This window comes from Tolypothrix sp. PCC 7712 (genome assembly GCF_025860405.1).
GTDB lineage: Bacteria > Cyanobacteriota > Cyanobacteriia > Cyanobacteriales > Nostocaceae > Aulosira > Aulosira diplosiphon.
The window spans coordinates 23,437-29,597 of the sequence record NZ_CP063799.1 but is presented as its reverse complement, the minus strand read 5'-3'; the positions used below and the strand labels follow the sequence as shown (position 1 = coordinate 29,597).

Genomic DNA, 6,161 nt, shown 5'->3' with positions numbered 1-6,161 from the left:
GAGTTTTTATACCATTAGGAATAAATTAAAAATAATTTAATTTTGTCAATACATCTTTGAGCATAAATATATCTGTATAAGAATGACAATCGTAGCTAAGGGGCAGGAGCGAGATGGTCAGGCTGGTATCGATCGGTATCTGGATGCCTAAGCCAGGAAGTCACCCTCCTGGTGTTGAGGCGAAATACCTTAAAGAATGGTTGGAAGCAGAATAGTTCACGCATTCGACAAGCTAAATGCAACTCTATTTATCTTTGGTGGGATTCAAACTCTATACCCTGTTGAGGTACTAATCGCCTTTCCAGTACCTATTTAATAGGTACAATACATATTTCTGAAGTTGTGAGCCACTCAGTACAAGTCACCAAGGTACCCTTTGTGTTGTGTTGCGAACGGTCTGACACAGGCTCGACTCTAATTCTCGCTGCTTTCACTGTGCTTGGATTGCTGTAGAACCGGATATTAAGTATATAATTTTACACAAAATCTAGGCACTCGTGGGTGGTGACAATGGTCAAAGTTATGTTGATGTTTGATGAGTCTGTCTTGAATAGCCGACCGGATTTAGACGGAGCATGTGGGACAGTGGTTGAAATGACCAGACTACCCAATGTAGGCGAATTAGTAGAGGTTTGTGCTTATGACAGCATAGATTCTAGTGTAGAAATGTTCACAGTGATAAAAGTTATCCACTGGGTTCTTTTGAAAGGGGAATTTGCAGAAGAGAAGCCAAAGGCTGAAATTATCCTCAAACCAGGAGGTACTAGATAATAACATCAGTTCTCACTATCAATTAACTGACATTTTTGAACATTTTAAAACCCCACCAAGGGATCAGTGGGGTGATCTGGGTTCCCAGTAATTCAATTAGCTTAAAAATCACCTGCTTGTGGTGAGCTAGGGTTTTCTGTCTGCTGAAAGAGAGTCTGTCTAGAACTCTGTCGCCTAATTCCATTGCTGCTTAAGGATTCTGTCTACTTCTGTCCATTCTCTTGGTCTGTCTTTATGGGGCAATTTCGATAGTATTTGCATCTAGCCAGATGGCCAGACTCGCCTCTACCAACTCATTAAACAGTCGCTTTAGCTCCTCTGAACTGAACCGTTGACCTTTTACTTTAAAGTTAGGCTGTATCTCCTGTATGACTGCCGATGTTCTTCCGGTGCGCTGGAGGTATTGCAGCAACGATTGGGCAATGGGCGTTAGTGATGGGGTAGGGCTTATTTCTGCGTTGTTACCAAGATTGATTTCCAGTTCATAAATGCGCTCTAAAGTAGCTTTATCAAGGGGTGGATTTGGATTAGATTTTGCTGGCACAATGTCACTAAAATCAGATATTTTAGCTGTCATAGTCGGCAGATTAACATCAAGCCATTCGTTAGAACTATCAAGTTTTACTTTGGCTTTACCTGTTGAAGATGGCTGTAGTGTAATTGGATCTACTTCTGCCAAACATTCAACCATTAGCATTTTAGAAACGAGATTGTGCAAGCCCTTAATACCAAATAAACACGTCTGGGTATTGTTATGAGCAACCACAGTTAAAGGCATCTCTTGTTTACGGCTTTTAGTCAGTGCCAGCTTCCCGAATTTTGACAGCAATTCCTCATCTTTAATAAAGTCGCCGTAGGTGGTAGCTTCTTCACAGATTAGGGATAAAGCTTTACCCTCAGACCACAATTTTTGTCGCCATTGCTCCTCACTTAAAAATGAATTGTTGAAGGTTTTTAGCCGTGCTTCTAATTCCTCAACGTAATCGCGGATCTGCTGCTCGATGTCCGACCAAGAATGGTAACTTTCAACCCCTCGCCATTCTGCACGGTTGCTGTCAGGGTCAAGCACAACCACTCGGTAGCCTGTTTCTTTTTTTTGTTTGGCGACATAACGAGCCAGCCACGATTTACCACCACCTTGGTTGCCCCAAATCAGGGCTGTTTGTTTGATGAGGTTTTGCACCCATGCGGTGTTATTGTCGGGTGCGATTACTGGTTGCTGCATTTGCTCTTCCACAGTTCCTGGTGTACCGTGTGGTAGCTGTGGGGCTGGCTGCTGTTGAGGCTCAAACTTTTCAAAGCTTTGCCCAGAGTCGAGCAGGTGTCCAAATTCGTAATAGTCATCAGCACTCATCGCCATCAGCAAAGCTGTAACTTGTTGTGGGGTGATACTGGCTAAGAACTGCTGTCTAGCCTCAGCGATTTTAATACCTCTCAAATATTTGAGCAGTTCCTTACCCGATAGGTCTAACAATTGTTCACCTAGTCTTACAGCGTAAGATGCTTTCACACCTTCAAATTGCTTGGTGGCTCGGTAATGGGGGCGGATGTCTGCTAGATAATCTTGTGCCTTACTTGTAGCCCACAACCCTATGCCCCCCAATATCATCGCCGCTATCCCCAGATGAATTTTAAACGGGTTATCGGCTGACAGTTCGCGGAACACATATAAGCCATCATGCTCAAGGAATGCCCAAGGGTTATAGTTTGGGTTGGTGGTACGGTACTGGTTAGCCTTGATTATGGGTTCTGGAATTTGCGATCGCTGTTCATATCGGCAATACTTTTTACCTAAAAGTAATTTATCTGGGTTGCCATCACCCGCTTCGATTGGCGCATCGTGGATTCTGGCTGACTTAGGGTAGAAACAAATTTCTTTCTTGGCTATGCCGTCGCCAATATGGGCTGCTATGCCACAAACTAACGCACCTGCCACAGATAGTTTTACTGCCAAACCTAAACGCGGTGGTAGGCTGTAAGAGCGTTGATTTAATTCCGATGGTTTAACATCATTTATCATCACTTTTTCCGCAAAAATAATAACAGTGCGATGGCGGCGAAGACAGAAAAGCCCAACAATAAGCCAAAATTGTCTTTGCTTGGCTGCTCTCTGCCCTCAAAATCTCGCACCTGTTGGGTGAATACAGAGAAGCTGCCACGGGCTATAGAGTCCATGTTTTGGGCATCGCCGGTGAGTTTCCATGAACTAGCCATGAGCATTGCAGTACGTGTAACACCAATGGCGAATTTTTGACGGTTAGTGATTTTGGGAATCAGACTATTTTCAAAGCGCAAGTAGCAGAGGGTGGCAGCGAAACTTGCCCCAACTGGTAAACCTGCTACTACTGCGGGGAACAGTCCCACACAACCGGCGATGTAAAGTGATTGCGTTGATGTAACTTGAAAACCTGCCAGTGCTGCACCAAAAGCGATGCCACGAACAACTGTTATGCTGCTGTCAGTAGAAGCGATCGCTTCTTGAACCTGTTCTGAGTCGTACTGCTCTTTGTCTACAATCTCTTTACTGTCGTCTACAAGCTCCGCATCAAAATAGATAGGTGTTTTCTGATTGTTAGTTAGCATAGGGACACCTTTTAAAATGGCTATCCCCCAGACTCACTGGGGGATTTGGCAATTTAGTCAAGCCTTCTATAGTGTGGGGTGTAGGGTGTGGTAAGACTTTCATGATTTCCCCTACACCCTACCCCCTACCCCCTACACCCTAGTTTTAGTCAATCAACCGTCTAAAGAAACCTTTGACTCGGAGCATTGCTGCTGAACCGTGTCTGTGGATTTCTCGCAGTGTTTCTTTGGCTTTGTCGCCTGGGGTCAATTCTGATTTTTTGGCTTGAACCTGCTGCCAAAGTTGAGTTTTAGCCCTAGTTGAGTCAATCTCAATACCCCGTAGTTCGGCGCGGTGTGATTCACCGAGTAGGTTAAGTGTTCTAGAGTGCCGGAACTGTTCAATAGCTAGCTGGTTGTCAGATGCGATAACCTTTTGCTCTAAGCCGTATCCCAAACGGGCATCACTGACTCTAACTTTTGACCAGCCATCAGCCATCCGATTTATTGAAGCCCCTGCGGCGGTGAGAAACTGGGTTTCTTCTGCCATGACGGTTTCAGTTGCTTTTAAACCTTGGCTGAGATTACCGAATACGGCTTTGGCGTTTTGGGCGCGTTGAGTTTGTTTGATGCGGAAATCTGCGACCTCGGCGGCGGCAGTCTCGTTACCGTCTAGGGCTTGAAACACGGTTTCTTGGCTGATGCCCGAAAGGGAATGTAAGGCAGCGTAGGTGATGGGTGCATCCAGTTTGAGTTTTACGGTTCGGTTCATCACTCCCACGCTCCTAGTTCTTCCAGTCTTGTAAAGATGTTGTTTGCTTTGTCTCTAGTTGCGTGATCCGCAATATCATTTAGTGCTGTTGAATCGCCTTCCCCAAGTCGAAAAATAGTTTCGTCGGGTAGTTCTCCCCCAAAATTCCCTAAAAACTGACCGTGAGTTAAAGGATTGGGTGTTTCGTCAATCGTTTCAAACTGGTCATAGATTCCAGATTGCAAGTATGGCAGTGTTTCTTGGATTATCTGCTGTTGCTCTAGTGTTCTGCCTAAATTGGGTAGGAATGGATCATCATTGGCCACAATCTCTGCTGCTGATTGCGCCAATTCTCTTGGGCATCCATGAAGAGTGAGGGCGTTTAATGCCGCGTAGAATAGATTGGAGTTATTCATCTTGTTACAATCCTTGTGTGTCTATGATGCGTAGATGCGAGTAGGGCGATTGCACCGACTACCAATCATTGCGATCGCTCTCCCTTTACTGAAAAAATTCTTCTCTCGATATGTCCACAGTAGAAGCTGTGGTTTCCCGTTGCAGAGTATTGAAAAATTGGCTGACATCGCCAAGGGTGACATCGCAATCCACTTGCAAGTTTTGATATTGTGGATGCTGCCTAATTTCGGTTACTAATTGTTGGGCAAGTGCAACTAATTCTGGCAGTGGTTGAGTATTCATTTTGCACCTCAAAAAATCGATAATTGCAATGATTCAAGGCTGATAACTGAGGCATTACTACTCATACCTGAGACTTCATAACATTTGCTAGTTAGCTGCTTATGATTCAGCTTTAAATCAGCCTTCTTTCTTTGACCATTGAGAGGACGGAAAATATACTGAGGCGCAATGATAGTACCTGTTTTATAGAGGTATTGGTACATTGTTCTATCGATTTGATAAACCTTGGACTGAGTAAGTAAAGTTGAGTCATAGACTAGATTTAAGTTGCTCATGAAGCTACTCCCTTAAACTGACTGACCATAGCAGCTAGTCCGACTTTGTTCGGTTGAATTGCTGTCGGTGTAGATGCACTTATTTGATTTTTTGGTAATGTCTGCACACTGCCCCCACCGGAGAAAATCAACTTCTCTACTGCTGCTGATAATGCTTGTGTTGGTGCATCGTTGGGGATACCAAACATTTGACACAATTCATAAACTGCTAAGTACGAGATAGTTATACGCCGGGATTCGTAAGACGTTTTATCTGACACTCGTTTAGACTCCTGTTGATATTTCTGTTAATAACTTCAATCCAAAAGCATTGATAAATTGGGGATTTTCTAAAACCACAAAGCCCAATGACGCGAGATTTTGATCCACTACTGGCATTCCTACACCACCCCCCCAAGCAACAAGGTATTTAGCTCTATCTAGGTAATTGCTAGAAGTAACAAAGTTGGCGAATTTCTCAATCCTTGTTGACCACCATTCATCCAGACATTGGCTGTATTCTGCTTCAAAATTCTTGCCTGTCAGGTGATTACCGCCATAACTGAAACTGCCTTCTAAAATACCCCGGTTAACTAAAGAAGGGGAGTGTTTAACATCTTTAGACAGCAGACTTACTTTGTCATTTCGCTTGTCGAGTGCTAGAGCGATCATGGACAGTAAAGTACCGCATCCACCTTCGATTAGATGGCGGTCTATGACTGCACCATTGCCGTTAAATACGGTAATTAGCCAAGTTGAGGAACCGATATCAAGGGCGATAGCAATTTCGGACTCTTCTAGGGCTAGGGTTGGTTCTCCGAATAAGCAATGAGCTATGCTGCCAAATCCTTCGGGATAAATGCCTGTAACTGCGATTTCTACTGTTTTGGTGACAATTTCTCGATTTATGGGGTGTTTGTGTTGGAAGGTATGAATACCTTGGACTCTGCGCTTAATTTCTCCTCCCCAGCGTTCTGGGTTGTGGTTACTTAAGCTAATTGCCAGTTTCATGCCATCGGAAATATTGAGAACTGCTAAGTCTGCCAGGATGCTTTCTAATGCCAGTTCTGCTTTTAGAGCCTTATCTTCATGCAGCAGGGTGTGGTCAGCTTGGGCAATAGCCG

Annotated in this window: 9 protein-coding genes; 1 reads left to right on the top strand and 8 read right to left on the bottom strand. The window is 44.2% G+C overall.

Going from position 1 to position 6,161, the window contains the following annotated elements; all coding sequences use genetic code 11:
• The first annotated feature begins 510 nt into the window (after positions 1-510).
• Positions 511-771 carry a hypothetical protein gene (locus tag HGR01_RS41615; protein ID WP_045873545.1) on the top strand — a complete coding sequence of 87 codons (261 nt, stop codon included), beginning with the start codon at positions 511-513 and terminating at the stop codon, positions 769-771.
• A 232-nt stretch (positions 772-1,003) separates the two neighbouring features.
• Here HGR01_RS41615 and HGR01_RS41610 read toward each other — a convergent pair whose 3' ends face one another.
• The 8 genes from HGR01_RS41610 to HGR01_RS41575 form a co-directional block, all read right to left on the bottom strand.
• Positions 1,004-2,791 carry an ATP-binding protein gene (locus HGR01_RS41610; RefSeq protein WP_096622467.1) on the bottom strand — a complete coding sequence of 596 codons (1,788 nt, stop codon included), beginning with the start codon at positions 2,789-2,791 and terminating at the stop codon, positions 1,004-1,006.
• Entirely contained in the window at positions 2,791-3,354 is a 564-nt protein-coding gene (locus tag HGR01_RS41605) for a hypothetical protein (RefSeq protein ID WP_045874798.1), read from the bottom strand. The genes HGR01_RS41610 and HGR01_RS41605 overlap by 1 nt, the downstream gene beginning before the upstream one ends.
• A 145-nt stretch (positions 3,355-3,499) precedes the next feature.
• Positions 3,500-4,105 carry a hypothetical protein gene (locus HGR01_RS41600; protein ID WP_045874797.1) on the bottom strand — a complete coding sequence of 202 codons (606 nt, stop codon included), beginning with the start codon at positions 4,103-4,105 and terminating at the stop codon, positions 3,500-3,502.
• Entirely contained in the window at positions 4,105-4,500 is a 396-nt protein-coding gene (locus HGR01_RS41595) for a hypothetical protein (RefSeq protein ID WP_045874796.1), read from the bottom strand. The genes HGR01_RS41600 and HGR01_RS41595 overlap by 1 nt, the downstream gene beginning before the upstream one ends.
• Before the next feature lie 85 nt (positions 4,501-4,585).
• Positions 4,586-4,783 carry a hypothetical protein gene (locus HGR01_RS41590; RefSeq protein WP_045874795.1) on the bottom strand — a complete coding sequence of 66 codons (198 nt, stop codon included), beginning with the start codon at positions 4,781-4,783 and terminating at the stop codon, positions 4,586-4,588.
• 8 nt (positions 4,784-4,791) lie between these two features.
• Positions 4,792-5,058, bottom strand: a complete 267-nt coding sequence (locus HGR01_RS41585) for a hypothetical protein (RefSeq protein ID WP_045874794.1) — start codon at positions 5,056-5,058, stop codon at positions 4,792-4,794.
• Positions 5,055-5,318: a hypothetical protein gene (locus tag HGR01_RS41580; RefSeq protein WP_235623146.1), complete on the bottom strand. Its 264-nt coding sequence runs from the start codon at positions 5,316-5,318 to the stop codon at positions 5,055-5,057. Before HGR01_RS41580 ends, HGR01_RS41585 begins: the two co-directional genes overlap by 4 nt.
• Before the next feature lie 4 nt (positions 5,319-5,322).
• Entirely contained in the window at positions 5,323-6,048 is a 726-nt protein-coding gene (locus HGR01_RS41575; protein ID WP_096622471.1) for a hypothetical protein, read from the bottom strand.
• Positions 6,049-6,161: the final 113 nt, after the last annotated feature.

Excerpts from the sequence above, each read along its gene's own strand:
- HGR01_RS41615 (WP_045873545.1), top strand. The coding sequence starts at position 511 with ATGGTCAAAGTTATGTTGATGTTTGATGAGTCTGTCTTGAATAGCCGA.
- HGR01_RS41610 (WP_096622467.1), bottom strand. The coding sequence starts at position 2,791 with ATGATAAATGATGTTAAACCATCGGAATTAAATCAACGCTCTTACAGC.
- HGR01_RS41605 (WP_045874798.1), bottom strand. The coding sequence starts at position 3,354 with ATGCTAACTAACAATCAGAAAACACCTATCTATTTTGATGCGGAGCTT.
- HGR01_RS41600 (WP_045874797.1), bottom strand. The coding sequence starts at position 4,105 with ATGAACCGAACCGTAAAACTCAAACTGGATGCACCCATCACCTACGCT.
- HGR01_RS41595 (WP_045874796.1), bottom strand. The coding sequence starts at position 4,500 with ATGAATAACTCCAATCTATTCTACGCGGCATTAAACGCCCTCACTCTT.
- HGR01_RS41590 (WP_045874795.1), bottom strand. The coding sequence starts at position 4,783 with ATGAATACTCAACCACTGCCAGAATTAGTTGCACTTGCCCAACAATTA.
- HGR01_RS41585 (WP_045874794.1), bottom strand. The coding sequence starts at position 5,058 with ATGAGCAACTTAAATCTAGTCTATGACTCAACTTTACTTACTCAGTCC.
- HGR01_RS41575 (WP_096622471.1), bottom strand. The coding sequence starts at position 6,048 with ATGAAACTGGCAATTAGCTTAAGTAACCACAACCCAGAACGCTGGGGA.